The 25,079-nt window shown below is 62.1% G+C and carries 21 protein-coding genes; 9 read left to right on the forward strand and 12 right to left on the reverse strand.

All coding sequences use genetic code 11. From position 1 onward, the window contains the following. Positions 1-54 precede the first annotated feature (54 nt). Positions 55-909: a PhzF family phenazine biosynthesis protein gene (locus tag NKT35_RS03255; protein ID WP_254298812.1), complete on the reverse strand. Its 855-nt coding sequence runs from the start codon at positions 907-909 to the stop codon at positions 55-57. Then, positions 909-1,400 carry a DUF4124 domain-containing protein gene (locus NKT35_RS03260; protein ID WP_254298814.1) on the reverse strand — a complete coding sequence of 164 codons (492 nt, stop codon included), beginning with the start codon at positions 1,398-1,400 and terminating at the stop codon, positions 909-911. The genes NKT35_RS03255 and NKT35_RS03260 overlap by 1 nt, the downstream gene beginning before the upstream one ends. Positions 1,401-1,783: 383 nt before the next feature. On the opposite strand from NKT35_RS03260, the gene NKT35_RS03265 reads away from it, so the two are divergent. Beyond that, positions 1,784-3,547: a hypothetical protein gene (locus NKT35_RS03265; protein WP_254298816.1), complete on the forward strand. Its 1,764-nt coding sequence runs from the start codon at positions 1,784-1,786 to the stop codon at positions 3,545-3,547. 67 nt (positions 3,548-3,614) lie between these two features. On the opposite strand, the gene ridA is transcribed toward NKT35_RS03265, so the two are convergent. The 5 genes from ridA to dusA all read right to left on the reverse strand — a co-directional run bounded on the left by ridA (position 3,615) and on the right by dusA (position 8,221). Next, on the reverse strand, positions 3,615-3,995 hold the full coding sequence (ridA, locus tag NKT35_RS03270) for a deaminase RidA (RefSeq protein WP_254298818.1): 381 nt from the start codon (positions 3,993-3,995) through the stop codon (positions 3,615-3,617). After that, positions 3,995-5,188, reverse strand: a complete 1,194-nt coding sequence (hemW, locus tag NKT35_RS03275; RefSeq protein WP_254298820.1) for a radical SAM family heme chaperone HemW — start codon at positions 5,186-5,188, stop codon at positions 3,995-3,997. The genes ridA and hemW overlap by 1 nt, the downstream gene beginning before the upstream one ends. Continuing rightward, positions 5,185-5,778 carry an RdgB/HAM1 family non-canonical purine NTP pyrophosphatase gene (rdgB, locus tag NKT35_RS03280; protein WP_254298821.1) on the reverse strand — a complete coding sequence of 198 codons (594 nt, stop codon included), beginning with the start codon at positions 5,776-5,778 and terminating at the stop codon, positions 5,185-5,187. Before rdgB ends, hemW begins: the two co-directional genes overlap by 4 nt. A gap of 222 nt (positions 5,779-6,000) precedes the next feature. Then, positions 6,001-7,074, reverse strand: a complete 1,074-nt coding sequence (locus tag NKT35_RS03285; protein WP_254298822.1) for an ABC transporter substrate-binding protein — start codon at positions 7,072-7,074, stop codon at positions 6,001-6,003. A 103-nt stretch (positions 7,075-7,177) separates the two neighbouring features. Next, positions 7,178-8,221: a tRNA dihydrouridine(20/20a) synthase DusA gene (dusA, locus tag NKT35_RS03290; protein ID WP_371926433.1), complete on the reverse strand. Its 1,044-nt coding sequence runs from the start codon at positions 8,219-8,221 to the stop codon at positions 7,178-7,180. Between the two features lie 401 nt (positions 8,222-8,622). On the opposite strand from dusA, the gene NKT35_RS03295 reads away from it, so the two are divergent. After that, complete coding sequence (locus NKT35_RS03295) at positions 8,623-8,880, forward strand: hypothetical protein (protein ID WP_254298824.1); 258 nt, start codon at positions 8,623-8,625, stop codon at positions 8,878-8,880. On the opposite strand, the gene tssA is transcribed toward NKT35_RS03295, so the two are convergent. The 5 genes from tssA to NKT35_RS03320 are packed head-to-tail and all read right to left on the reverse strand — an operon-like array spanning position 8,877 to position 16,240. Continuing rightward, on the reverse strand, positions 8,877-9,977 hold the full coding sequence (gene tssA / locus NKT35_RS03300) for a type VI secretion system protein TssA (RefSeq protein ID WP_254298825.1): 1,101 nt from the start codon (positions 9,975-9,977) through the stop codon (positions 8,877-8,879). The genes NKT35_RS03295 and tssA overlap by 4 nt on opposite strands. Continuing rightward, the gene (locus NKT35_RS03305; RefSeq protein WP_254298826.1) at positions 9,961-13,752 is read right to left on the reverse strand and encodes a type VI secretion system protein; all 3,792 of its coding nucleotides are present in this window, start codon (positions 13,750-13,752) and stop codon (positions 9,961-9,963) included. The genes tssA and NKT35_RS03305 overlap by 17 nt, the downstream gene beginning before the upstream one ends. Before the next feature lie 11 nt (positions 13,753-13,763). After that, entirely contained in the window at positions 13,764-14,528 is a 765-nt protein-coding gene (locus NKT35_RS03310; protein WP_254298827.1) for a DotU/TssL family secretion system protein, read from the reverse strand. Continuing rightward, positions 14,525-15,859: a type VI secretion system baseplate subunit TssK gene (gene tssK / locus NKT35_RS03315; protein WP_254301340.1), complete on the reverse strand. Its 1,335-nt coding sequence runs from the start codon at positions 15,857-15,859 to the stop codon at positions 14,525-14,527. Before tssK ends, NKT35_RS03310 begins: the two co-directional genes overlap by 4 nt. 36 nt (positions 15,860-15,895) lie before the next feature. After that, positions 15,896-16,240: a hypothetical protein gene (locus NKT35_RS03320; RefSeq protein ID WP_254298829.1), complete on the reverse strand. Its 345-nt coding sequence runs from the start codon at positions 16,238-16,240 to the stop codon at positions 15,896-15,898. 322 nt (positions 16,241-16,562) lie between these two features. Between NKT35_RS03320 and tssB the strand changes: the two genes are divergently transcribed. From tssB to tssH, 7 genes are all read left to right on the forward strand, one after another. Then, positions 16,563-17,171, forward strand: coding sequence for a type VI secretion system contractile sheath small subunit (gene tssB / locus NKT35_RS03325; protein WP_254298831.1), 609 nt, complete (start codon positions 16,563-16,565; stop codon positions 17,169-17,171). A gap of 38 nt (positions 17,172-17,209) precedes the next feature. Further along, a complete protein-coding gene (tssC, locus tag NKT35_RS03330; RefSeq protein ID WP_254298832.1) occupies positions 17,210-18,691 on the forward strand; it encodes a type VI secretion system contractile sheath large subunit in 1,482 nt (493 codons plus the stop codon). 65 nt (positions 18,692-18,756) lie between these two features. Further along, complete coding sequence (locus tag NKT35_RS03335; RefSeq protein ID WP_254298834.1) at positions 18,757-19,254, forward strand: Hcp family type VI secretion system effector; 498 nt, start codon at positions 18,757-18,759, stop codon at positions 19,252-19,254. A 3-nt stretch (positions 19,255-19,257) separates the two neighbouring features. Then, complete coding sequence (gene tssE, locus NKT35_RS03340) at positions 19,258-19,722, forward strand: type VI secretion system baseplate subunit TssE (RefSeq protein ID WP_254298836.1); 465 nt, start codon at positions 19,258-19,260, stop codon at positions 19,720-19,722. Continuing rightward, complete coding sequence (tssF, locus tag NKT35_RS03345; protein WP_254298837.1) at positions 19,722-21,521, forward strand: type VI secretion system baseplate subunit TssF; 1,800 nt, start codon at positions 19,722-19,724, stop codon at positions 21,519-21,521. Before tssE ends, tssF begins: the two co-directional genes overlap by 1 nt. Further along, on the forward strand, positions 21,485-22,501 hold the full coding sequence (gene tssG / locus NKT35_RS03350; protein WP_254298838.1) for a type VI secretion system baseplate subunit TssG: 1,017 nt from the start codon (positions 21,485-21,487) through the stop codon (positions 22,499-22,501). The genes tssF and tssG overlap by 37 nt, the downstream gene beginning before the upstream one ends. Further along, positions 22,498-25,074: a type VI secretion system ATPase TssH gene (gene tssH, locus NKT35_RS03355; protein ID WP_254298839.1), complete on the forward strand. Its 2,577-nt coding sequence runs from the start codon at positions 22,498-22,500 to the stop codon at positions 25,072-25,074. The genes tssG and tssH overlap by 4 nt, the downstream gene beginning before the upstream one ends. The last annotated feature ends 5 nt before the right edge of the window (positions 25,075-25,079 follow it).

Here is a 25,079-nt window from a genome sequence, read left to right on the forward strand (position 1 = left end):
TGTTATGAAACAGCAGTTTGGAGTAGCGGCTCTAGGATGCCAATAGCCGCAGTATCAGTCAAGCCGCCGTCCCATCCGCAACACGCCCTCTCCCATGTCCTGAACGCACCCGCCCACACTGGCTTGGCCTTGCGCATCGATATCCAGATACAGCACATTGGGCCTGTCTATAGCCTCGCCCTGCGCTATCCGCCAGGATAGCGGCGCCATGCCGTTCAAAGCGCACCAGCCGCCCAGATTGGCGCAGGCGCTACCCGTGCCGGGGTCTTCGATGATGGCGCCCAGTTGCTCGAAAAACAGCCTCACCGTCGCCGCGCCATCCTGCTGATGCCAGAGATAGGCGATAGCCTGGCCAGGCTGCCTGGCCGCGTCACGCATGAAGCGCCCCGCATCCGGCTTTGCCTTCAACACCGCCTCGCGGCTGGCCAAAGGCACCAATAATTGCTCCGCGCCGGCATTGACCCACTCCGCCTCGCCGGCCAGATCCGATGGCTGCAAGCCCAGCATGGCGGCGGTTTGCTCGCGGGACAATCCTGATGGGCGCGCTTGCGCCGGCAAGACTTGCAGGCGGAACACGCCTTCCTCGTGGCGAATCGGAATCAAGCCAGAGCGCGTGCGCAGCGCAAACCCATCGCCCAGCTCGCCCTTGCCATGCAACACCGCCGCCGCGCCCAAAGTGGGATGACCGGCAAACGGCAGCTCATAGCTAGGCGTGAAAATGCGCAGGCTGGCGGCGCATTCGGCGTCGCCGGGAAACAGGAACACCGTTTCCGATAAATTGAACTGGCGGGCAATCAGTTGCATGTCTTGGTCTGACAAGCCTGCGGCATCGGGAAACACCGCCAGCGGGTTGCCGCCGAAGCGCTGTTCGGCAAACACATTGACGACGCGATAAACGTGTGCGGACATTACTCATCCTTATATAAATGGCATGCCCGATCCTGCATCTGATCTTCCACTTTGACAAGCCGTGACTGCGCAGTTTGCAGCTGCGCCGGCGTCATGCCTATGCGCATGCTGTCGCTCAATGCCTTGCGCTTGTCGGCCAGACGCTGGCAATGCGCTTTTTCCTCCTGCCATTTGCGCTGAGCGCGTTCATTGGCCAGCTTTTCAGCCTTTCCATCCTGTGTCCGTTGCTTGTCGCGCTGGGCAGACCATTGCTTCAACTCCTGTCGATAGCGCGTAGCGGCGCCCTGTTGGCTGGACTCAACGATGCTCAGACTCGCCCCCTCCATCGCCATCCTCACACTCCCCTGAGGGCAAGGTTGTTGGCTATACGATATGCGGTTCGCCTTATCCAGACATTTAAATACTTCCGCATGCCCGGCGCTACATAGCAACAAGAACAGCACAATGCCGAATCGGCGCATGGCATCGCTCCCTTGAACATCATCAGCCAACCACCGTGCCTGCGCCTCCTCCCCCTCACAACTGTCTGCTTGGACACAAACAATCAAGCCAACTCCAGCCGCGGCAGCGGCTCTATGATCAGCACAGCTGTGTTGTATAGATTCAACACCTGCGGCCACCCCAGATCTACATAACAGACACACGCAAACACAATTAGAAATGACAATTTACAATTACCCAACAATTCCAATTGGCATATAATTCCTGCGCTTTGCCCATGCAACGTGGATCATATCCTAGCGCGGCCCCTCCCAATTCCATGTCAAATAAATTCAAAAATGCAAAGCAAACTTCTCCCGAGTAAACTGCGGGCATTCATTTGACATGCCGACTAAATACCAAGTCGGCGATTTGATAAAGAGAAGGAAATGTGATGAAAATGACGATGAAGCTGCTGCCATTGGCTATCAGTAGCGCCTTGATGCTGGCCGCCTGCGGCGGCAGCGGCGGCTCGAACACCAGCAACAATAGTAATAACACCGCACAGGGCCTGGGCCAGATAGATGGTACTGTAGCGACCGGAGCCCCGCTGGAAGACGCTCAGCTGACATTCAAAGATGTCAATGGCAAAACGCTCACCAAAACAGCCGGGGACGATGGCAGTTACAGAATCGATCTTAGCGGGTTCAAAGCCCCTGTTTTGGTTGAGGCAAGCGGCACCGCAGGCGGACAGAATGTCGTATTGCACTCAGTGGTGACGCAAACTGGCACCACCAACGTAACGCCTCTTACCGATGCCATCGTAGCCATGAGCGTGGAAAACGACCCGTCCGCCTGCTTCTCTGACAATACTTGCCTAGCCAAACTTACCAGCGACAAGCTCGACGCCAGCAGCGCCAATTTGCAAACGGCCTTAGCCCCGATGCTCAACGCCCATGGCTTGGATGGAAAACTGGATCTGCTGCATACCGCATTCAAAGCAGATAAAACCGGTCAGGACAAGCTGTTGGAAATGGTTAAGGTTGCAGCAGGAGATAATCCAGGCGAAGTAGCCATTCACAATGCTTTCGGCGGCGATGAAGTCATTGTAAGCCGCAAGCAAAAGCCCACGGCGGCGGTGAAAGCGCCAAGCAAATTGCCTGACTTGACAGGTCTGGATGATCTGGCCAGGAAGCTTACTGATGCTTATCAAAAGGAAGATGGATTAAGCGATCGATTGAGTCCTCTGCTCAGTCAAAACTTCTACCACAATGGTGGCACTGCCGATGAATATATAAGAGTTGAAAAAGACAACGCGAAATATAGCGCTGGTACCATATTTGGCCGTCCAAGCATATTACAATGCGACACACCAGAAAATTGTGAAGTCAATTTCAGCACCACCTACAGCCATACATCCAAAAATTATTTCAACACCAAAGTCAATTTTGAAAATGGAAAGTGGAAATTGGCCGGCAATGGCCTTCCCACACAATTAATTGCAGAACCACGCGCTTATCAATTCAAAAACTTTCGGCAAAACCAAACAAGTTCTCTCATTGGCCTGTACATTTATTTCTCGACGCTCAATGAATATGATGAAGCCTTCAACAATCTAACTCCCAGCAAAGTAAACAGTGCCCAATTAATATTGAATGGCAGGGTGATCATGAGCTTTTCTAACGAAAAGGATCACTGCGGCTTTCGTGGGTACTTTCTTTCTGTGCCACCTAAAATGCCAGAGACTCAATGCGGCCCCATTTTCCCCTTGGATGAAACCAATATCCAATCCTACAATCAAGCCGTGAGGAGAGGTCAAGCCAAAATACGCCTCTTCTCCGACATCGAATCACAAAAACAGGTAGGTGGAGACATATACCTTCACAAACCCATGTTCACAACCCAAGAAATTAAACACTTGAATTTCCCGACTATTGACAATGAGTCACTCGCCAAGTCAACTGATGCAGATGGTAACACTGAAGTCACGCTGGACTGGAAAATACCAAATGGAAACCGATTTAGTTGGCTAGCGTTAAATATGCTATCCGATAAAGGTGAATCTCGCAGCGAATATAGTTCTGACCCATCGGCAAACCCAGTCACCTTGAATAGCAATAAAGTCCTAAGCCTGAAAAACCCAGGATACTATGACATATCAATATACTCAACAGACAAAATGGCTCGTGTTGTATCTACCCGCTACTATTTCAAATAGCCCATTTTTTAGATAAAAAAAAACCCCACGCCAAAGCGTGGGGTTTTCTTTTTCCAGCAAACCGAAATTACAGCACCATCACCGCTTCGGCTTCCACCAGCACGCCCTTGGGCAGGCTGGCCACGCCGACGGCGGCTCGGGCCGGGTAAGGTTGGCTGAAGTACTGCGCCATGATTTCGTTGAAGGTGGCGAAGTTGGACAGGTCGGTCAGGTAGGCGTTGAGTTTGACGATCTGGTCCAGGCTGCCGCCGGCTGCCTCGCACACGGCCTTCATGTTCTTGAACACTTGGTGGGTTTCAGCAGCGAAACCGCCTTCCACCACGGTCATGCTGGCCGGGTCCAGCGGGATCTGGCCAGACAGGTAAACAATGTTGCCAGCCTTCACGGCTTGCGAGTAAGCGCCGATGGCGGCCGGAGCCTTGTCGGTGTGGATGATTTCTTTAGCCATTATTCATCTCCTTCTTTGAGGAACAGGGTGAGCAAATCGTTGAGGAAGCGCTGGCCTTTCAGCGTCGGGCGCAGGATGGCGCCGCCCTCGCTTTCCAGCAGGCCTTGCGCCTGGGCATCGTCCAGCTGGCGGCGTATCGACACCAGCGGCAGCCCGGTGCGCTCCTGGAACAGGCGGCTTTCGAAGCCACCGGTCAGGCGCAGCAGGTTCATCATGAATTCAAACGGCAGGTCGGAGCGGGCGACTTTCTGGCTGCTTTGCAGCGGCGCGCCGTCCGCCACCGCCTTTAAATAAGCCGCCGGCTGCTTGTGCCGCATCTGGCGGACGATGCCGGCATGGCTGCTGATCTTGCCATGCGCGCCGGCGCCTATGCCGATGTAGTCGCCGAACTGCCAGTAATTGAGGTTGTGGCGGCTGTGGCGACCCGGCTTGGCGAAGGCCGAGGTTTCGTAATGAGCGAAACCGGCGTCGGCCAGCCGTGATTCTATCGCCTCCTGCATGTCGGCCGATACCTCGTCATCCGGCAGGTTCTTCGGCGTTTGCGCCGCGAACAGCGTGTTCGGTTCGATGGTCAGGTGGTAGGCCGACAGATGGGTAATGCCGTAGGACAACGCGGTATTCAGATCGGACAGCGCCTCATCCATGGTCTGGCCAGGCAGCGCGTACATCAGGTCCAGGTTGACGTTGTCGAAGTGGGTCAGCGCGATCTCCACCGCGCGCTTGGCTTCGTCGCCGTCGTGGATGCGGCCCAGCGCCTGCAGGTGCTTGGGGTCAAAACTCTGGATGCCGATCGACAAGCGGTTGATGCCGGCCTCGCGGTAGCCGCGGAAACGCTCGATCTCGAAAGTGCCGGGATTGGCCTCCATCGTGATCTCGGCGTCCGGATGCAGCTTCATCCGCGCCCGCACGCCGGCCAGGAACGCGTCCATCGCCTGCGGGCTGAACAGGCTGGGCGTGCCGCCGCCCATGAAGATGCTGGTCAGCGGCCGGCCCCACACCTCGGGCAGCGAGTATTCCAGATCGCGCAACAGCGCGTCGACATAGGCCATCTCGTCGAAGCCGTTCTTCGGCTCGTGCGAGTTGAAGTCGCAATACGGGCACTTTCGGATACACCACGGGAAGTGGACGTACAGCGCCAAGGGCGGCAGCTCGCGCAGGCCGCCGCTCAGCGCCGACAGGTCGATCACGCTCATGCCAGCGCCTTCAGCTTGGCCATCAGCGCGGCCAGCGCCTGGCCGCGGTGGCTGACGCGGTTCTTCTCGGCAGCATCCAGTTCGGCCACCGACACGCCATAGCTTGGCAGATAGAAATATGGGTCATAGCCGAAGCCGCCTTCTCCGGCGGCCTCATCGCGCACCTCGCCCAGCCAGATGCCGTCCGCCACCAGCGGTTGCGGATCGTCGGCGTGGCGCACCAGCACCAGCACGCAGTAGTACCAAGCGCGGCGGTTGGCCTCATCCTGCAGCTTTTCCACCAACAGCGCGTTGTTGCGCGCGTCGGACTTGGGCTCGCCGGCGAAACGAGCCGAATACACGCCCGGCGCGCCGCCCAGCGCTTCCACGCAGATGCCGGAATCGTCGGCCAGCGCCGGCAGGCCGGTCAGCCGGCTGGCGTGGCGCGCCTTCTCCAGCGCGTTTTCCAGGAAGGTGTGGTGCGGCTCGGGGCACTCCGGCACGTCGAAATCGCGCTGCGGGCGCACGGTGACGCCCAGCTCGGCGAACAGCGCGCCGAACTCCTTCAGCTTGCCGGCGTTACTGCTGGCGAGAACCAGTTGATCGAACATCTTGTCGCTCTTTCTAATCTTGCAAACGGGCCTAAACTCCCCCTCTCCCCAACCCCTCTCCCGCCAGGGGAGAGGGGCTGAGACGGCGGCCCAGTTGGCTTGCCATCCACAGATGCAAACCGTCCCATACCAACTCGCTCGCGACCGCCTCACCTTTCTCCCCGCGGGAGAGGGGCCGGGACAGAGGGGGATGGCCCATCAAAACCCCATCAGGCCGCCAGCTTAGCGGCTGACCTTCACTTCCGTCCACATCCGCGCCAAGGCGCGGCGCTCTTTCGGCGCCAGTTCGCGCAATACCGTCCACTTTTTCGCCTGCTCTGCGGTCGGGTTGATCACCGGGCTGGCTTTCAAATCAGCGCGAAAATAGGCGCTGGCGGTGGCCACCGGGTTGGTCGCGCCGTTCAGGTTGGTCAGTTGGGCCGCGTTCTGGCCGTCCAGCATGAAATTGATGAACTGGTGCGCCAGATCCGGCCGCTTGGCGCTGGCGGTGATGGCCATGGTGTCCACGCCGATTTCATTGCCCTCGCGCTGAGGAACGTTGCCGATATGGAACGGCCGCCGGGTTTGGCGCGCGTCTTCGCTGGCCTGGAAGAACTCAGTGGAATAGCCCAGCGCCACCCAGATATTGCCGACCGCCAGTTGCTTCAGATAGCTGGCGTTGGAGAAGGCGGCCCAATACGGTTTGGCCTGCTTGAACACGTCGCGCGCGGCGCGCATGTCGGCATCGGTCGCGGCATTCGGATCCTTGCCCAGGTAGAACAGCGCGGCGGCGAACACCTCGCGCGAGCTGTCCAGCACCGTCACCTTGCCCTTGATCTTCCGCAGCACCTTGGGATCGAAAATCACCGACCAGCTGGTCGGGTCCACGCCCAATTGCTGCAGCTTCTCGACATTGTAGCCGACGGACGTGAGCGACAGCACCGTAGGGATGGTGTAGCGATTGCCCGGATCGTAGCTTTGCGACAGATAGGCCGGCGCCACGTTTTTCAGATTGGGAATCTGTCGGTGGTCCAATGGTTGCAGCAGCTTTTGCTTGGTCATCGCCTGCACGACGAAACTGGACGGAAACACCATGTCGTAGCCTTTGGCTCCAGCGGCCAGCTTGGCCAGCATTTCCTCATTGTCGCCGTAATAGTCTTGCACCACCTTGCAGCCGCAGCGTTTTTCAAACTGTTTGACGATGTTGTCGGACAGCGATCCGCTCCAGTTGTAAATGTGCAGCACGTCATTGGGGCCGGCCCAGGCCAGGCCGGAAGACAGCGACAGGGCGAGCATCAGCTTCTGCAACTTTTTCAATTGGGATCCACCTCCAGACAGTCATGCCGGGCATGACAACAATGACAAAAGGCGGCGCACGGCCGCCTGCTTGAATAGCCGCCCAGCGGCGGCCCAATGCTTATCAGCCGCGGCGGCTTTGCAGCGTCGCCTCGTAAGCCTGGCGCAGCAGGCCGGCGTCGGCGCCGTCCAGCAGCTTGGCATCGGACAGCATGCGCCGCCAGTTGCGCGCGCCCGGCAAGCCCTGGAACAAGCCCAGGATATGCCGAGCGATGTGGCGGACATTGCTGCCGTCGCCCAGACGCGCCGTCACGTAAGGCATCATCGCTTCCACCACCGCCGCGCGCTCGGGGCCGGCAGCCGCGTCGCCGTAGAACAGCGCGTCCCATTCCGCCATCAGCCACGGATTGTGATAGGCCTCACGGCCGACCATCACGCCGTCCACATGCCGCAGATGTTCGGTGATCTCGGCGTTGGTCTTCACGCCGCCGTTGATCAGGATTTCCAGATCCGGCCGCTCACGCTTCAACCGGTACACATAATCGTACTTCAGCGGCGGGATCTCGCGGTTCTCCTTGGGGCTCAGGCCTTTCAGGATGGCGTTGCGGGCATGCACGATGAAGGTTTGGCAACCAGCCTCGGCCACGGTGTCGACAAACTCGCGCAGGTAATCGTAATGTTCGATCTGATCGATGCCGATGCGGTGCTTGACGGTCACGTCGATATCCACCACATCGCGCATCGCCTTCACGCAATCGGACACCAGCTTAGGCTCCGCCATCAGGCAAGCGCCAAATGCGCCCTTCTGTACTCTTTCCGACGGGCAACCTACGTTAAGGTTCACTTCGTCGTAGCCCCACTCCTGCGCCAGCTTGGCGCAAGCGGCCAGTTCGGCCGGCTCGCTGCCGCCCAGCTGCAGCGCAATGGGATGCTCGGCCTTGTCAAAGCGCAGATGACGCGCCACATCGCCGTTCAACAACGCGCCGGTGGTGACCATCTCTGTGTACAGCCAGGTATGGCGGGTGATTTGGCGGGCGAAATAGCGGTAGTGCCGATCGGTCCAATCCAGCATCGGCGCCACACTCAGGCGCCGGGAAGGCTTACTTGCTTGAGATCCTTGATTGGCGCGGGTCTCTGCGCCATTGGGTGCAGTCTTGTTTACGTTCATTCCGGCTGATTTCCGCCTATTTCCGTCCCGCCGGTGCTACAAAAAGCGCGACTTCCGCGGGCTATGGCACCACTCGCTCGCCTTGCGTAGCGCCTGCCTTTTCATTTCCAAGGCGGCGTTGACTAAGCATTTGAATAAACGAAGAATTATCCCCCTTAGCCCGCACAGGGGTCAAGTTTGGCATGCAGTCATCAGTCAATCACTTGGCGGCGGATCGCTCGGACTGCGGCGACATCAGCGAAATCATCCACGGGCGGAATCCCGGCAAAGCCAGGAGTGCCGCCGCGGTGTCGGCAGCGTGGAGATATCCGGGCTTGGCCGTGATAGTTAGCCCCACCTGTTAAGGCTGGCCAGTGCTACCATCCAATCCTCGCCTAAGCCATAAGCAGGTCTTGCCATCTATGTACGACGAAAACGACTTGATCCAATCCCCCTTACAACAGAAATACACTTCCGCTGGCAAGACCGTGGAAATATGCATCTACCGCTTGCCTGACACGGGATGGACGCTCGAAATTGTGGATGAATACAACAACTCCCTCATCTTCGATGGCGAGTTTGAGTCTGACCAAGACGCCTTCGATCTTTTCCTGAGAGAAGTGGAAGAGGAAGGAATCGAATCGATGATAGGCCCCAAACCAGGATCATCGTCCCACTAGGGCAGCACGCCCAGCAAGGACCACAATCTGCGGGACTCAGTGTCGCTATCCAATAGTTCTGCCAAGAGTTCGCGCAAAGGCTTATCTCCCCACTCCACGGCTCGCTGTATCAAGTAGGGCACTGGACTATGCGGTTCGGTGCGCGCTAGATAATCAGCGATTCGCCGCAGCTGCCGATAAGCCTCTTCACGGCTGGCAGGCTCCCTTGCCGCAGCCAACGTCGTCGCACTGGCATCATTTGAATGCTCAGGCGGCTTTTCGACTTGCGACGCAACGAATGGCGTCAGCGGTTCAAACCGCCCATCGTCCGGACACATGGCGGCTAGTTCACTCAACGCTCGCGCCAACTGCTCCAAGGTGATCCACAAGCCGCCAAATGAAGGCGTGTCTGCCGCCATTGCTTGCGCGCACCACTCCTCCAGGCCTTGCAAGGCGACTCGGCTTCTGGCCAATACTTCCAAACCCTCTTTATCCACGCAGCCAGGCTGCGCGCGCACTCGTTCTTCAAGCAATCGCATCTCCTGCCGGGCCTGCGCCATTTCATCTGAAGCCTCACTCTTCCCCAACCTGCGCTTCAAATCGCGCCAATGTGCCAGCGTTAGCGTATTATCGCCTCCGCTCGGGGCCAACAAAGGCACTCTCATTTCCACAGTGCTGGCGTAGCATTTCGCCAGCCACTCCAGCGGCGCGGCGCGAAACGACATATCACCATCGCGGGGCAGCGGATGCAAACCGTCCCAATAGCTCTCGCAATAGCGCAACACCAAGGTCAAAGCGGCCTCCAATCCGGAAAGGCCTAGCAAATGCAGCCACGACTCACCCAGCCAGGCCGCCACCATCAAATCCTTGCTCCTCCCGGTCAACACTTCTTGCGCCAACCTCTCCACGCCAACCCAATCGGCTTTCTTCAGATCACTTTCCCATACTCCAGCAGGCAGCGTGGGGTCATCTTCGCGCCGTAACTCGCGCAGCTGGTCGTATTCAGGGCTATAGCGGACTGGCTCACCGCAAGGATTGCTGTCCCGGATAGGTTGCAGCAAGGCAGTCAATCGGCCTTTCATTTCAGGGTGCGTCAACGCCTCAATCCCTTCGGCCATCACTCGTCCCTCTGCTATCTGTCACGTTGATGTTAGCTGCGGCACGCTCATCGCTTCGGTACGGCGACGGGGGCGCAAAGTACGGTAAGGTTCCCGCAGCGATGCCCCCCTTCGTCGTCGGCGCCAGCCTTAAAAACATGCGCGCATGGCTTAATCCGGCGCCGTCCGCATTACGAACAGGCAAGTTCAACATCAGCGCCCAGTCGCCATTGCGGCCGGCTATGTTTGACGGCGCCTGGTTATCCCTCATCAGGCGCAGCATTGCCCATTGACCGTCATAGCTCCAGCTGGCGATGCGGTCAAACACGCTCAAGCCTCTTTGAGCCGCGTCATCGGCAGGTGCTTGCGCGGAATCCTTGGCCCAGCGCAGCGTCAACGTCACTGGCTGGCCCACAGCCCAATGTACCCTTGAAGTGGAGGCCGCCGGATAAGAGGTCCTGCTCCCTCCCGCGCTCCATGTCCATTCGATGACCTGATCAGCGGCTCGCTCCCGTTCTCTATCAGTACGCCAGCGCAAGTCCAAATCCACGCCTTGCCAGGCGCCGCTATTATCGCGCGCGAACAGCGGCGCCAGCCAAGACTGGGCATAGCGGGCCTGTTCCAGAAACCGCCTGGCCGCCAAAACTCGGTCGGATTTCAGATCGCGCAATCCACCGCCGGCCAATTCGGCATTGTCGTCCAACAGTTTCAGAAACTCTGCAACTCGCTCCGGGGCCGCGTCCTCGGCTCCGGCGTTGGCGGAGAACGGAAAACGATTGGCCAGATACTGGTTGAAATAAGCGGCTAAACGCTGATAAGCCGCCGCTCCGACTTGCCCTCGCAAAGCATCGCAACGGCTGCCTGCCATTTTCACCAAAGCCTGGGCACGATCCGCGAACAGATTGCCAGCGACAGGCAATGCCGCCTGATCTAGAACTCGCCGACAGTTGCCCACATCCATCTCATTCAATTCACGGCTGATCAGCGTCTCCAATAAAGCAGGCGCGCTATCTACAGCCTTTTCACGATAGCGGCGCAGCTCTGCATCAGTTTTCTGCCAGCGCTCTATCAAAGCCTGGTCGCCAACAGACAAACCATCTTTACGTGGAGCCAACCAAGACAAGCTGGATGACTGGGACTGCACAACTCCGCCCAGCCAATCAATCTGACCGGCAAGGTATTGCTTCAACTCGCCCTCATTCGCCGCTCGAAACGCTTTAACCCCGGCATTGCGCCCGCCATCCCACCAATCGAATCCTCCTCGCTGCGGCCTATAGGCTTCGGACGATTGCAAAAGCAAGCTGGCGCCGCGCAACGAGGCCAAGGCTCTACGATCCATTTCCCCGACCACCTCATCTCGCAAATCCGAGCGGCCCAAATCCTCGAACGCCGCCAGCAATGAAGGCATCTGATGCGCCATCGCGTCGAAATCGGCAGCCCCGCCCGCTGCATCGCCTGGTTTGGCCATATCAGCGCGCCGCCCCAACTCATAGCGCATCCTCCCGGCCATGACCGCGTTCATCGCCACCACGGCCCCCTCTCGATATTCAAACGGCAAGTCGGCACTAAGCAGCAGCTTCTGGTAATCGCCATGATCGCGCATGACCGCAGTCAGCCTGGCGGCATTCATTCCAGTCAAGCTAGATGGCTTGCCGTCGTCGCCAGAGGGGCGCGACAAGAAAGCCTCCAGGGCGACCTGCAATTGCGACACGGATTTCCTCAGCGTGAGGCTGCCGGATGACTGCTGTTCCAGCAGACTGCTGGGGGAGGACTGAGAAAGCCATTGCCGGTGGAATGCCTGCCGGGCTCTGCGCCCCGCGTCCTCCGTCGCCGCTACCACATCGCTGCCGATCAGGCTGCCGCGCGCCGCCTTATCCATCATTGCGCCATACCCCGGCACCAGTTCCCGCCCGGATGCTCGGCTCCAGGCGTTATTGATAGAATTTGTCAGACGCTGCAGCATGTCTATTTCATCCACCAACTGCTGCAGCTGCTGCGCAGAGCCAATGCGGCGATTCGTCAAATCCTTCAGCCGCTCCTCCACAATATCCGCTGTCCGCGAGAAGGTTTTCCCGGTATAGAGCCGGTCATACCAGGTTTGCATCGCATTCTGAAAATGCGCCGCAGTCAGTGGTCGAATCTGGTTAAGCCGGACCAACGGGCCCAGGGACTGATCTGATGAAGCCAAAGCCTCTGCCAGATGTGTTTTGGCTCCGGCGGGCAACGGCGCGAAATTGAGCTCAAATAAGCTGTTGAGCAGTGGCACAGCCTCATCCGGCGCGACTGCCGGGTCCTGCACGGCTCGGTTGTAGCGGCCCACTTGCCGCTCCAGATTGCTGGCCGCATCTGCCAATTGACGAGCCTGGGCATATTCCGGCCAGCTATCGGGAGACGCGTCCTCATCCACATCCTGCACATCGCCTTCGCCAAGGCGCGCCACTTTCGAAGCATCGCGCAACAAACGCAGCTGCGTCGGCTTCAAAATAATGTCAGCAAACGCTTCACGCCAAGACTGGTCGACCCGCTCATCCAACGATGAAAACAAGGAGGTGGGAAACAGAAGGCTGGAGAACCTTCGCTGCGGGATTTGCCCTAGCGCCCGCCACAATAGCGCCATGCGTTGCACCGCCTGCGCGTCTCCGGCTTGGCGCGCGGCCACGCCGCCGTTTTCCTGCGCGTAAGATTGCCGCTGCTGCCTCAATATCTCGACACGCTCTGTCGCCATACTCCAAAACCAGGTCATGCCGGCCACCCACAACACGGCCATCAGCCCTGTGCCGGCCAGCGCCCATCGCTGCCACCGCTTTCTCAGTCGGAGAATGCGGGGCACAGGCTGGGCCAAACCCTGTTCGGCCAAAATACGCCGCCTCAGCAAACGACCGGCAAAGAACGGAGGCTCAGGCGCGATCCCTTCGCCGCCGCCGGCCTGCGCGCCAATAAAATATATGCCGCGCAAAGATGGCGCTTCCCCTAACGCGTTGCCGCGAAACACGGGATCGCACAGACTTTGCAAATTAGCGCGCGCGGCAGCCAGGCGTCGCGGCAGAAGGTACAGTTCCGGCGAAATGCTTCCCTGCAACGCGCCGATCTCCGCCACCGCCTCGGCGGCCGTTTGCTGCAGGCTTTCCATCGCCAGCCCTATCCACTCTGGCTGATAGGCCATGCCTGGGACATAAGGCGAAGACCAGCCCAGCGTCGCATCGCGAGCTTCCCTTGGCAGCGCCCTCGTCAAATCGAGAAAACCCGGCACCTGCTCCGCTCCGCTCACGACCATGTAAATAGGCAGACTCAGGCCCAAGCGTTGCTGCAAGTCCGAAAACTTGCGGCTGGCGGCCAACCCTGCACTCACCGACAAGCTCTCGCTCCACAATTTGTCCGCGGACACCACCCAGATCAGCGCATCCAGCGGCCTTTGCCCGCGCGCGCGCAGTAAAACGCCCAGCAGCCGCCTCCAGGCAGACAATGGGGCAAGCGCGCCTTCCGGATGCTTGAACATATCGTCAGGGGGCACAAGCACCGCGCCATCGTTGCCGTACCACCACCGGCCAAACCAATTGGCCTCTCCGTCGCTCTTCAATTGCAGGGCCGCCGCCAAGCTCTCCGCTCCGCGCACCTGCTCTCCCAAAACCAGCACCCATGGCGTCTGGTAACGATCATCCGCCCCGATTTCCCGCTCGAAACGGCGCACGGCTCCGCGAAAGCTCCGCCGCGCCGGATCGGCCTCGCGCCGCAGCCACCACAGGCCCGCCGCCGCCAACAGTAGAAACAACGCAATCCAGAACACCAGCCAGGCCATAGACTCCATGCTCATTTTCGCGCCCCGCTCTCCGTGTTGGACTGGTACAGCAGGGGCTCCACTCGCGACTCTATGTCTCGCCAGAACAAGTGGCTCACCGCCAATACCACAGCGAACAGAGCCGCAACGCCCAGACCCAGCCGGAAGCCATCGGGCAGCATTCTGCGCACCTCGATGCGCTGCGGCGGCAACGCGCTGCTGCGCTCCAGAACCATGTCCAGATTACGTGCGTCGACCTCACGCTGGTGCACAAAAGCAAACAGCTCGCGCCGCCATTCTTCGTGCAAACCCAGACCGCCGCCGCTGCGCAAACGGCCATAAAAACCCAGGATCAGGCATTGCAAACAGACCGTGGCTAGATCGCGGCTGGTCGGATCGCGCTCCCGCAGCACCCGTTCTATCAGCTCCGGCACCTTCTCGCCCGCCGTCCGGGTGCCAAACAACCTTTGTTCCAATGGGGCCTGTTGCCATGCCGCCTGACCCGGCCATTCCTGGAACAACAGCCGCTCATCCACCAGCGCGACGAATAAATACTGCACCGCATCGATCTGCGATTGCCCAGCCGCTCCCACTCTGGCGCTAGCGTTGCGGCTCAGCCGCCTCGTCAGCAAACTGGCCTGCTCCGCGGCCGACTCCACCGCTCTGTCAACCGCCAAGCCGCCGGACATCAATTCATCATAAAATTGCAACCACTCGGCATAGGCATCGCCAAACACCGTGGCAAGCGGCGCTTGAGTGATTGCGCCTGATACTGGCTGGGTGGTTTCCTCCATCATTTTCCGCCCTCCGACTCCGCTGCATCGGTGACAAACAGCAAAGCCTCCCACGGCTCGATGCCGACCACGCCTGACGGCTGGGTCATACGCAAGCGCTCGTCCTGCAGATACCATTCGCCCTGGGTCAGCAACATGAACAGCCGGGTATCATCCCCCACGCTGTAGGCGACTTGTTCGACACGGTCCAACGCCCGAAAAGCCAGGCCACGCATGCGTTGTCTGGCCAGCATCGCGATATGGGGTTCGGAAGCGACAATGGCCTGCTCCAGCCAATGACGCGCGGCCGAGGCGGCAGCGCCCGCCGGCATGCGCAATCCGATCACCAGCTTGTCGCGGTTGCGCGCCGCATCCGGCAGCTCAATCCAGAAGCCGTCAGCGTCTCGATTGAACAAACAGCTGCGATACCCCGCCCGTATCCGGTCCAGCCTTTCAGAGAGCCATCCAAGCAGCGCATCGAAACAGCCCAGCAAGTCCAGGTAATTGAAAGGAGGAAACGCCGGCACCCCGGCTGAGGGATCCAAGGCCGACAACGCTCCCGCCATGCCCGCCAATAAGACGTAAAATTGGGACGGATGGCCGCAACGCGCCCCCAGCGCCGCCTCAAGCTCAGGCAAGCGCTGCCAAAGCGCTATCAGCAGGCGGCTGATCTCCTCGATATCATCCTCATTGGCCGCTTCGCGCGCCTGCCGCAGCCGCCCCCCCAGAAAAACGCATTTCTCGCGCGCCTTTGAGCACAGCGCCGATATTCGGCGCCCCAACACGCTCTCAGGGGCGATCCATGGCGAAGGCGGCGCAAACGGCAAGCGAACAAAGCCCCCGCCTTGCTGAGCCACTCGCAGCAAGGGCAGGCTCACCATGTCGGCCAGCGCCGAGTCGGTCAGCAATCGCACATCCGGCTGCCACATCGTCAAGCTGGTCGGACTCTCTCCGCTGCTCAGGTCCGGCACCGCCTCGCCGATGACCGAACGGTATCTTCCGGCTTGCGGATCCAGCCGCCCGCCGCGCCAGATCGGCGGCAAGGCCAGATGCACCATGACTCGCCCATCCGGCGCAGCCTCCACTTCGCTGCCGATCTCGCATGCGAGATCCTCCCCGGCCCCGGCGATGAAACGAACCGGCAAACCATCAGGCAAAATCGCCTCCAGCTCCAGCAATCTCACGACTCCGCCGATCAAAGCGGCTTCATCCACTTCCATGCGCAACACGCCCCAATACAGCGGCTGAGCGGCCTTAGCCACCGCAGCCGCCACGCCTTCTGCGCGTAATCCCTGCAGCTGGAAATGCTGCGGCAACAACTGCATTCCCTCATACCAGCAAATCGCCTGCGGCACCGTTTTCAAACCATGCCCTCCCTCGCTTGAAAAACATCACGGCTGGACCAGCCTCAAATCCTTTTCCTCCAAACGAATCCAGGCTTTCCGGATCTCTCCCAAGTTCAGCCTATGCATGCCGGGCGAAGCGTATCCCGCATATACCAGCAGCCCCATTGCGCGCTCGCCATGGATGGGCACTTCCTCAGTCTCGATATGCTGCCCTGGAACCAGCTCCAGACTCCAGATCCTCATCGCTTCCGGGTAGTCGCGTTGCAGTTGCTCTCTTTGCTCGAACCACTTGGCGGCCGGCAGCGATTGCAGCACCTTCAACAGCTCTGGATCCTTCACCGCGACGAAATCCACGGCAAGCGGCGTGTCGTCGTTGGCTCGTCTAGTCATATCCAGCGTCACGGCATCCAGTTTGACCGACGGTCCCCATCCCAACACAGCGCACGCCGATAACCCACCTGTCAATCCGGCCAGTAGCACGCACATCGCCCCCAGACGACACAAGAAACTTGCCTTCATCTCCGCTAACGACATCGCCACCTCGATCAAAAATTTTTTGCAAAGCCTTAAATCTGGTTCTATAGATTTTGATAGACCATAGTCATTCATTAATGCAAATAGCAATGCCTATGTCTACAAAAATGAATTTGTCTGCGGCGAATAACGTCGGGACAGGACTTCATCTGAACAGATAACAAGCGAGGTCTGACACATGGCTGAAAGCGCTCAACACAAGCTGGATAGGATCCGGCCGCCGCGCGTGCAAATCACCTATGACGTGGAAATCGGCAATGCCCTTGAGAAACGGGAATTGCCGCTGGTGGTCGGCATCATGTCCGACTTGGCCGGCAAACAGGAGAAGCCGTTGCCCAAGCTTGGCGAGCGCCGCTTTGTGGAGATAGACCGCGACAACTTCAACCAGGTGATGTCCTCCCTCGCCCCGCGTGTCACCGCCCAGGTGGACAACGCGCTGTCGGACGACGGCAGCAAGCTGAACGTGGAGCTCAACTTCAGCCACATCGATGATTTCGACCCGGTCAGCATCGTCAATCAGGTAAAACCGCTGCGCCGCCTCTATGAAGCCCGCCAGAAGCTGCGCGACCTGCTGACCAAGCTGGACGGCAACGACGATCTGGACAAATTGCTGCAAGACGTGATGGCCAATACCGAAGAACTGCAGAAGATCCGCGTCGCCAAACCGGACGCCCCGTCAGCCGCAAAAGCCGAATCTCCGGCCGCCCCCAAGGCCGAGCAGCCGGCATCCGCCGCGCCGGCCGCCGAAGAAGCTGCGCCGGAACCGGAAGCGCCCGCTGCGGAATGACGCGCCTCATGATCTCGCAATGACACTGGAGACACTCCATGGCTGAAACCCAAAATCAGACTGCCGGCGGCGCCCAAACCGCCACGCTGTCGCTGTTGGACCGCATCATTCAGGAAGGCCGCATGGCCCACGACGAAGTGCAGCAGGAATACGCCAAGGACTTGCTGAACGAATTCGCCACCCAGGTGCTGGACGAAGGCATGGCCATCGACAAGGACACCGTGGCGATGATCAATCACCGCATCGCCATCATCGACCAGCTGTTGAGCAAGCAGTTGAACAACATCCTGCATCATCCGGACGTGCAGAAGCTGGAAGCCTCCTGGCGCGGCCTGCACTACCTGGTGATGAACACCGAAACCAGTTCCCGGCTCAAGCTGCGTCTGCTCAACGCCAGCAAGGACGAGCTGCTGAACGATCTGGAAAAAGCGGTCGAATTCGACCAGAGCGCGCTGTTCAAGAAAGTGTACGAGGAAGAATACGGCACCTTCGGCGGCTACCCCATCAGCTTGCTGATAGGCGATTACGAATTCGGCCGCCATCCGCAAGACATCGCCTTGCTGGAGAAACTGTCCAACGTCGCCGCCGCCGCCCACGCGCCGCTGATCGCCGCCGCCAGCCCGCGCCTGTTCGACATGGCCAGCTTCACCGAACTGGCCGTCCCGCGCGATCTCGGCAAAGTGTTTGAAAGCACCGAACTAATCAAATGGCGCGCCTTCCGCGCCAGCGAAGACTCCCGCTACGTCAGCCTGGTGCTGCCTCGCGTGCTGATGCGCCTGCCCTACGGCCCGGAAACCCAACCCACCGAGGGCATGAACTACGTCGAGGACGTGGACGGCACCGATCACGGCAAATACTTGTGGGGCAATGCCGCCTACGCGCTTGGCCAGCGCATCACCAGCGCCTTCGCACAATATGGCTGGTGCGCCGCCATCCGCGGCGTGGAAGGCGGCGGCGCGGTGGAAGGCCTGCCGGCCCACACCTTCGGCACCGCTGCCGGCGACATCGCGCTGAAGTGTCCCACCGAAATCGCCATCACCGACCGCCGCGAGAAAGAGCTGGACGCCTTGGGCTTCATCGCGCTGTGCCACAAGAAAAACACCGACCTAGCCGTGTTCTTCGGCGGCCAAACCGCCAACCAGCCCAAGCTCTACAACACCAACGAGGCCAATGCCAACTCGCGCATCTCCGCCATGCTGCCCTATGTGCTGGCCGCCTCGCGCTTCGCCCATTACATCAAGGTGATCATGCGCGACAAGATCGGCAGCTTCCTGACCCGCGACAACGTGGAAACCTATCTGAACAACTGGATAGCCGACTACGTGCTGGTCAACGACAACGCCCCGCAGGAAGTGAAGGCCCAGTTTCCGCTGCGCGAGGCGCGGGTGGACGTAAGCGAGGTGCCGGGCAAACCAGGCACCTACCGCGCCACCGTCTTCCTGCGCCCGCATTTCCAGCTGGAGGAACTAACCGCGTCCATCCGCCTGGTGGCCGAACTGCCGCCGCCGGTGGCCGCCTGACGCGACAAGCCAGGCCCGCCGCGCGGCGGGCCTGAATCGATACCCTCCAAGGAGCAAGCAAAGCAATGGACGCCATCATTCTGGACCTGGGCAGCGACATCAAGGGCGAGTGCAAGCTGGAAGGCTACGCCGACAAGATCGAAGTGCTGTCCTACAGCCATAACGTAGCCATGCAGGTCACCAACGACGTCAGCAATACCGAGCGCACTTCCGGCAAACCGCACATCGGCGAATTCAGCCTCACCAAGTTCACCGACAAATCCACGCCGGATCTCAACGCTTACTGCTGCCAAGGCAAAAACCTGCCCGAGGTGAAGATCACCATAGGCCGCAACGCGGCCGACAGCAGCGGCAAGATCCTGCCCTACATCGTCTACACCCTGACCAACGCCATCCTGTCCAATGTCAGCGTAAGCGGCGGCACCGGCGGCAAGCCGGTGGAAAACCTGTCGCTGAACTTCACCAAGATCAAGTGGGAGCTGACCACCCAGAAAGACACCGGCGCCAAGGATGGCAGCGCCGCCGCCGTTTGGGACCTCGCCCTCAACAAATACTCGAAGTAAGCCATGCATCCAGCCGCCCAGTTCCGCCCCGCCCTGTTCGAACTGCTGGCCGACGCAGATCCGCGCCATCCGCAGGAAGCGGAGCCGCGCTTGCGCGTCGTCCGCGGCCAGCTGCAGGAGTCGGTCCGGGCGGAGCTGGAGCGGCTGCTGTCCAGCCGCCGCGCGGCCCGGCCCTACTTGAGCGAACCCAGCGTCATAGACTACGGCGTGGCGGACTGGAGCGCTCTCCACCCTGCCCGCGCCGAAGACAGACAACTGCTGGAGCGAGAAATCCGCCTGGCCATCCGCGCTTACGAGCCGCGTCTTGAGCACCCCGACGTCAGCGTGGAGCCCGCAGGCAGGCCGCACGCGCTGCGCGTGCGCATCGAAGCATGGCTGCGCGCGGAAGGCCACCGTTGGCCGGCGGCCTTTGTCGCCGAACTTACTCCATCCGGCGCGCGGCTGGACGCCTGCGAGGAAGCCGACTGATGGAGTCGCTGGATCCGCGCCTGCTCGACTACTACCAGCGCGAGCTATCCTATCTGCGCCACGCCGGCGGCGAATTCGCCTTGCGTTACCCCAAGGTGGCGCGGCGCTTGCAACTGGGCGAGTCCGAATGCCCGGACCCGCAGGTGGAAAGGCTGCTGGAAGGCTTCGCGCTGCTGTGCGCCCGGCTGCAGCGCCGCCTGGACGACGACTACTCGGAACTGGCCGACGCGCTGCTGGAGCAGCTCTACCCGCACGCCTTGCGACCGATGCCGTCCTGCGCCGTCGTCCGTTTCGAGCCGGACCCGGACAAGGGCAAACTGGACGCCGGCTACCGCATTCCGCGCGGCACGCCCTTGTTCGCCGACACCACCGCCGGCGACACGCTGCGCTTCCGCACCGCTGCCGACGCCACGCTGTGGCCGCTTGCGGTAATGGATGCCGCGCTGCTGACCGAGGATGAAGCCCAGGTCGCCAGCGGCCTGCCCCAGGCCCGCGCCGCGCTGGCCCTGCGGCTGGAAAAACTGGGGCCGGAGCCGCTGGGCGCGCTGCCGCTGAGCGCGCTGCGCATCCATCTGGCCGGCTCGCCCATTTACTCCGCTGCGCTGTATGACCTGCTCTCCGCCCATAGCCTGCAAATCAGCTGCCGCCTGCCGGACCAGCCAGGGCTGGCCCCTGTTGTCCGCCCCGGGGCACGGCCGCGCGCCTGCGGCTTTTCCCCGGACGAAGCGCTGCTGCCGGACGAGGATGGCGTCCACCCCGCGCACGCGCTGCTGACGGAATACTTCGCCTGCCCGGAAAAATTCCTGTTCTTCGACTTGCCGCTCGCCTTGCCGCGCCAGGCGCGGCGGCAGTTGGAAATCATCATCGCTTTTGACCGCGCGCCGACTGGACGAATCGGCCTGCAGCCGGGCGATATCGCGCTAGGCTGCGCGCCGGTAGTCAACCTGTTTCCGCAAACATCCGAACCGCTGCGCCCCGACGGCAGCCGCAGCGAATACCTGTTGACAGCGGATGCCCACCGCGACCGCAGCGTGGAAATCCACTCCATCCGTCAAGTGCGAGCCGTCAGCGCCGATGGCGCGCGCGTGGTGCCGCCGTATTTTTCCTGCGCCCACGGCCGGAAAGACGCCGGCCGCTACTGGCATGCGCGCCGGGTCAGCGGCATCAATCGCGAGCGGCCCGGCAGCGATATGCTGCTCACCCTGGTGGACTCGGACTTCGATCCGCTGCAGCCCTCGGACCTCAGCCTCACCGCGGAGCTGCTGTGCACCAACCGCCACCTGGCGGAGCAACTGCCTGCAGGCGCGGCGCTGATGTTCGAACTGCCCGGCCCGGTGGGGCAGGCGCGGCTGCTGCGTCCGCCGCGTCCGCAAACCCAGCCGGCGCTGGACGGCGCGTCGCGCTGGAAGCTGGTGTCGCTGCTCAACCTCAATCACCTGTCGCTGAGCGAAGGGCCCCAGGCGCTGGCGGCGCTGCGTGAAATGCTGGCCCTGCACAATCTGGGGGAACAGGCGGCGGCGCGCCGCCAGATAGAAGGGCTGGCCTCGCTTGTCAGCGAACGCATAGTCGACCGCGTGGGAGCCGACGCCTGGCGCGGCTGGCGCAACGGCCTGCTGCTGACGCTGCAGCTGGATCCGGCCTGCTTCGCCGGCGCCAGCCCGGTGCTGTTTGCCGCCGTGCTGGCGCATTTCTTCGCGCTATACGCCCACGCCAACCGCTTCATCCGCACCCGCCTCGTCCACCAGCACCAGGAGCTCCAATCATGGCAGCCCCCCTCCGGCCCCAGCCTGGTTCTGTAGCGGAACGGCTGCTCAGCCAGCCGCAGGGCTTCGAGTTCGCCCAGGCGGTGATGCTGCTGGAGCGGCTGAACCCCAACGCCGCGCCGCTGGGCAGCGGCGCCGATCCGTCGCGCGAGGCGGTGCGCTTGCGCGGACCGCTGGCGCCGCTGTTCGCCGCCAGCGAGCTGGACGCGCTGCAAGACGACGGCGACGGTCTGACCCTGAGCGTGGCCTCCTTCGGCCTGGGCGGGCCGGACGGCCCCCTGCCTTACGCTTACCAGGAATGGCTGCAGCAGCGCAAACTGGCCAAAGACCCTGCGCCGGCGGCTTTCCTGCAACTATTCCAGCACCGGCTCTTGTCCCTGCTCTACCGCGTGCGGCGGCGCTACCGGTTGGCGCCGGGCTACGCCGCGCCGCGCAGCAGTCCGGCCCGGCCCTTGCTGCTCAGCCTGTGCGGCCTGTTGCCGCCCGGCTTGCAAAGCCGCCAGGCGGTGGCGGACGCCGCGCTGCTGGCGCGCGCCGCCCTGCTGGCCGACCGCCGCCGCTCGCTGGCCGGATTTGTCGCGCTGGCGCGCCATCACTTCGGCGCGCCGTTTGCCGCCGAACCCTTCGCCGGCGGTTGGCGCGATATTCCGCCGGCCAGCCGCAGCGCCATAGGCCCCAACGGCCGCAATGCCCGCCTGGGCCAGGGCGCGTTGGCCGGCAGCCGCGCCTGGGACGAGCACGCCGGCATCCGCCTGATTATCGGCCCCTTGTCCGCCGCGCTGTATCACAGCTTCCTGCCCGGGGCGGAACGCCACCTCGCCCTGGCCGCGCTGGCGGCGTTCTATTTCGGCCTGGACCTGGACATCCAGCTGACGCTGCGCCTGCAGGCCGCGCCCGCCCCGCTGCGGCTGCGCCGCGACGCCGCCCCCCGCCTCTGCTGGGACAGCTGGCTGGGCGGCGGCGATGGCGAAAAACAGCTGCGCACCCGCCTGCGCCAGGCGGAGGACGCGCGATGAGCGCGGAACTGGCGCAACTGGTGTCCCGCCTCAACCCCGGCTGCCGCAAGGCGCTGGAGCGGGCGGCCCAGCGCTGCCTGCAGCAAAGCCACTATTACGTGGAAATCGAACACGTGCTGCTGGAGCTGCTGGACATGCCGGATGGCGACCTGCCGCCGCTGCTGCCCATGCTGGGCCTGAGCGCGGACCAGCTGGGCGCGGAACTGCGCCGCAGCCTGGACCAGTTCAAGCGCGGCGAAACCCGCGCCCCGGCCCTCTCCAGCCACACCGTGGCCTGGCTCAAGGAAGCGCTGCTGCTGGCCACCCTGCGCCAAGAAGCCAGCATCCGCTCCGGCCTGCTGCTGCTCACCCTGCTGGAGCGCGACGAACTGCGCAATCTGCTGCTGATCGGCGCGCCCTGCCTGCTGCGCGCGCCGCGCCAGCCCTTGCTGGAACAGCTGGACGCCTGGGCCTCCGCCGCGCGCCAAGCGCCCCCTCCCGGCGCGGAGCCGGCCTCAGCCCTGGCCCGCTTCACCCACGACCTGGTGGCCGACGCCCGCGCCGGCCGCATCGATCCCATCGTGGGCCGCGACGGCGAAATCCGCCAATGCCTGGACATCCTGCTGCGCCGCCGCCAGAACAACCCCATCCTGGTGGGCGCGCCCGGCGTGGGCAAAACCGCAGTGGCGGAAGGCCTGGCGCTGCGCATCGCCCATGAGGAAGTGCCGTCGGCACTGGCCGGCGTCGGCCTGCTGGCGCTGGACCTGGGCCTGCTGCAAGCCGGCGCCGGGCTCAAGGGCGAATTCGAACAGCGGCTGAACGGCGTGATGGACGAAGTCCGCGCCTCCCCCCGGCCCATCATCCTGTTCATCGACGAAGCCCACACCCTGGTGGGCGCCGGCGCGGCCGAGGGCCACAGCGACGCCGCCAACCTGCTCAAGCCGGCACTGGCGCGCGGCGAACTGCGCACCGTGGCCGCCACCACCTGGCAGGAATACAAGAAATACTTTGAACGCGACCCGGCGCTGGCGCGGCGCTTCCAGCCGGTGCAAGTGGAAGAACCGGACGAAGACCGCGCCGTGGCCATGCTGCGCGGCGTCGCCGCCCGGCTGGAACAGCACCACGGCGTGCGCATCCTGGACGCCGCCATCCACGACGCGGTCAAACTGTCCCACCGCTACATCTCCGGCCGCCAGCTGCCGGACAAGGCCATCAGCGTGCTGGACACCGCCTGCGCCCGCGTGGCGCTGGCCCAGCACGACCAGCCGCCGCAGCTGGAAAACCTGCGCCACCGCCAGGCCATGCTGGACGAAGAACTGGAACGGCTACTGAACGAACAGGCCACCGGCCTGGACCACGCCGCCCGCATCGCCGCGCTGCGCCAAGACAGCGCGCGCCAACTGCAAGCCATGCGCGAGCTGACCGTGCGCTGGCAGGACGAATTGCGCGCGGTGCGCGAAATCCTGCGCACCCGCCAGCAACTGCTGGACTTTCTGGCCAGCGAGCCCGAGCTGCCCGCCGGCGAACCGCCGCTGCTGCTGGAAGAAGCCGAAGACGGGACCGCGACCGCCGACGAGGACGAAGCCGCGGACCCGGCGCTGCGGCTGGCGGAACAACTGGCGCGGCTGGAAGCCGGCCTGGACGCGTTGCGCCAGGACGACCCGCTGGTGCCGGAACACGTGGATTCCAAGGCCGTGGCCGCCGTCATCGCCGGCTGGACCGGCATCCCGGTGGGCAAGATGCTGGCCGACGAAGCCTACGCCATCCGCACCCTGGCCCAGCGCATGGGCCAGCGCGTGATTGGCCAGCCGGCCGCGCTGGGCAAGATCGCCCAACGCATCCAGGCCTACCGCGCCGGCCTCACCGACCCCGGCAAACCGGTGGGCGTGTTCCTGCTGCTCGGCCCCACCGGCGTGGGCAAGACCGAAACCGCCTACGCGCTGGCCGACGCCCTCTACGGCGGCGAACGCAATCTGATCGTGGTCAACCTGGCGGAATACCAGGAAGCCCACAGCGTCAGCCAGCTCAAGGGCGCGCCGCCCGGCTATGTCGGCTACGGCCAGGGCGGCGTGCTGACCGAAGCGGTGCGGCGCAAACCGTACAGCGTGGTGCTGTTGGACGAAATCGAAAAAGCCCACCCGGACGTGCTGGAAGCCTTCTACAACGTGTTCGACAAGGGCGTCATGGAAGACGGCACCGGCCTGACGGTGGACTTCAATAACACCATCATCCTGGCCACCAGCAATGTGGGGGCGGAAGCCATCCAGACCGCCGCGCCCGCCGCCATCGGCCACCCCGGCTTCATCGACCAATTGCAGCCGCAACTGATCGCCGCCTTCCGCCCGGCGCTGCTGGCGCGGATGACGGTGGTGCCCTACCGCACACTGGACGATGGCGTGCTGGCCGACATCGTGCGCAGCAAGCTGGAAGTGCTGCGCCAACGCTACCAACGCGCCACCGGCAAGACTTTTGAATTTGATCCCGGCTTGGTTCAGGCGGTGCTGAACCGCTGTCGTGGAGCGGGGGCAAGGGATATTGATAATGTTTTGTTGGGGGAGGTGGTGGGGAAATTGGCGGAGTGGGTTTTTGATTAAAAAAG

This window comes from Chromobacterium sp. IIBBL 290-4 (genome assembly GCF_024207115.1).
Classification (GTDB): Bacteria; Pseudomonadota; Gammaproteobacteria; order Burkholderiales; family Chromobacteriaceae; genus Chromobacterium.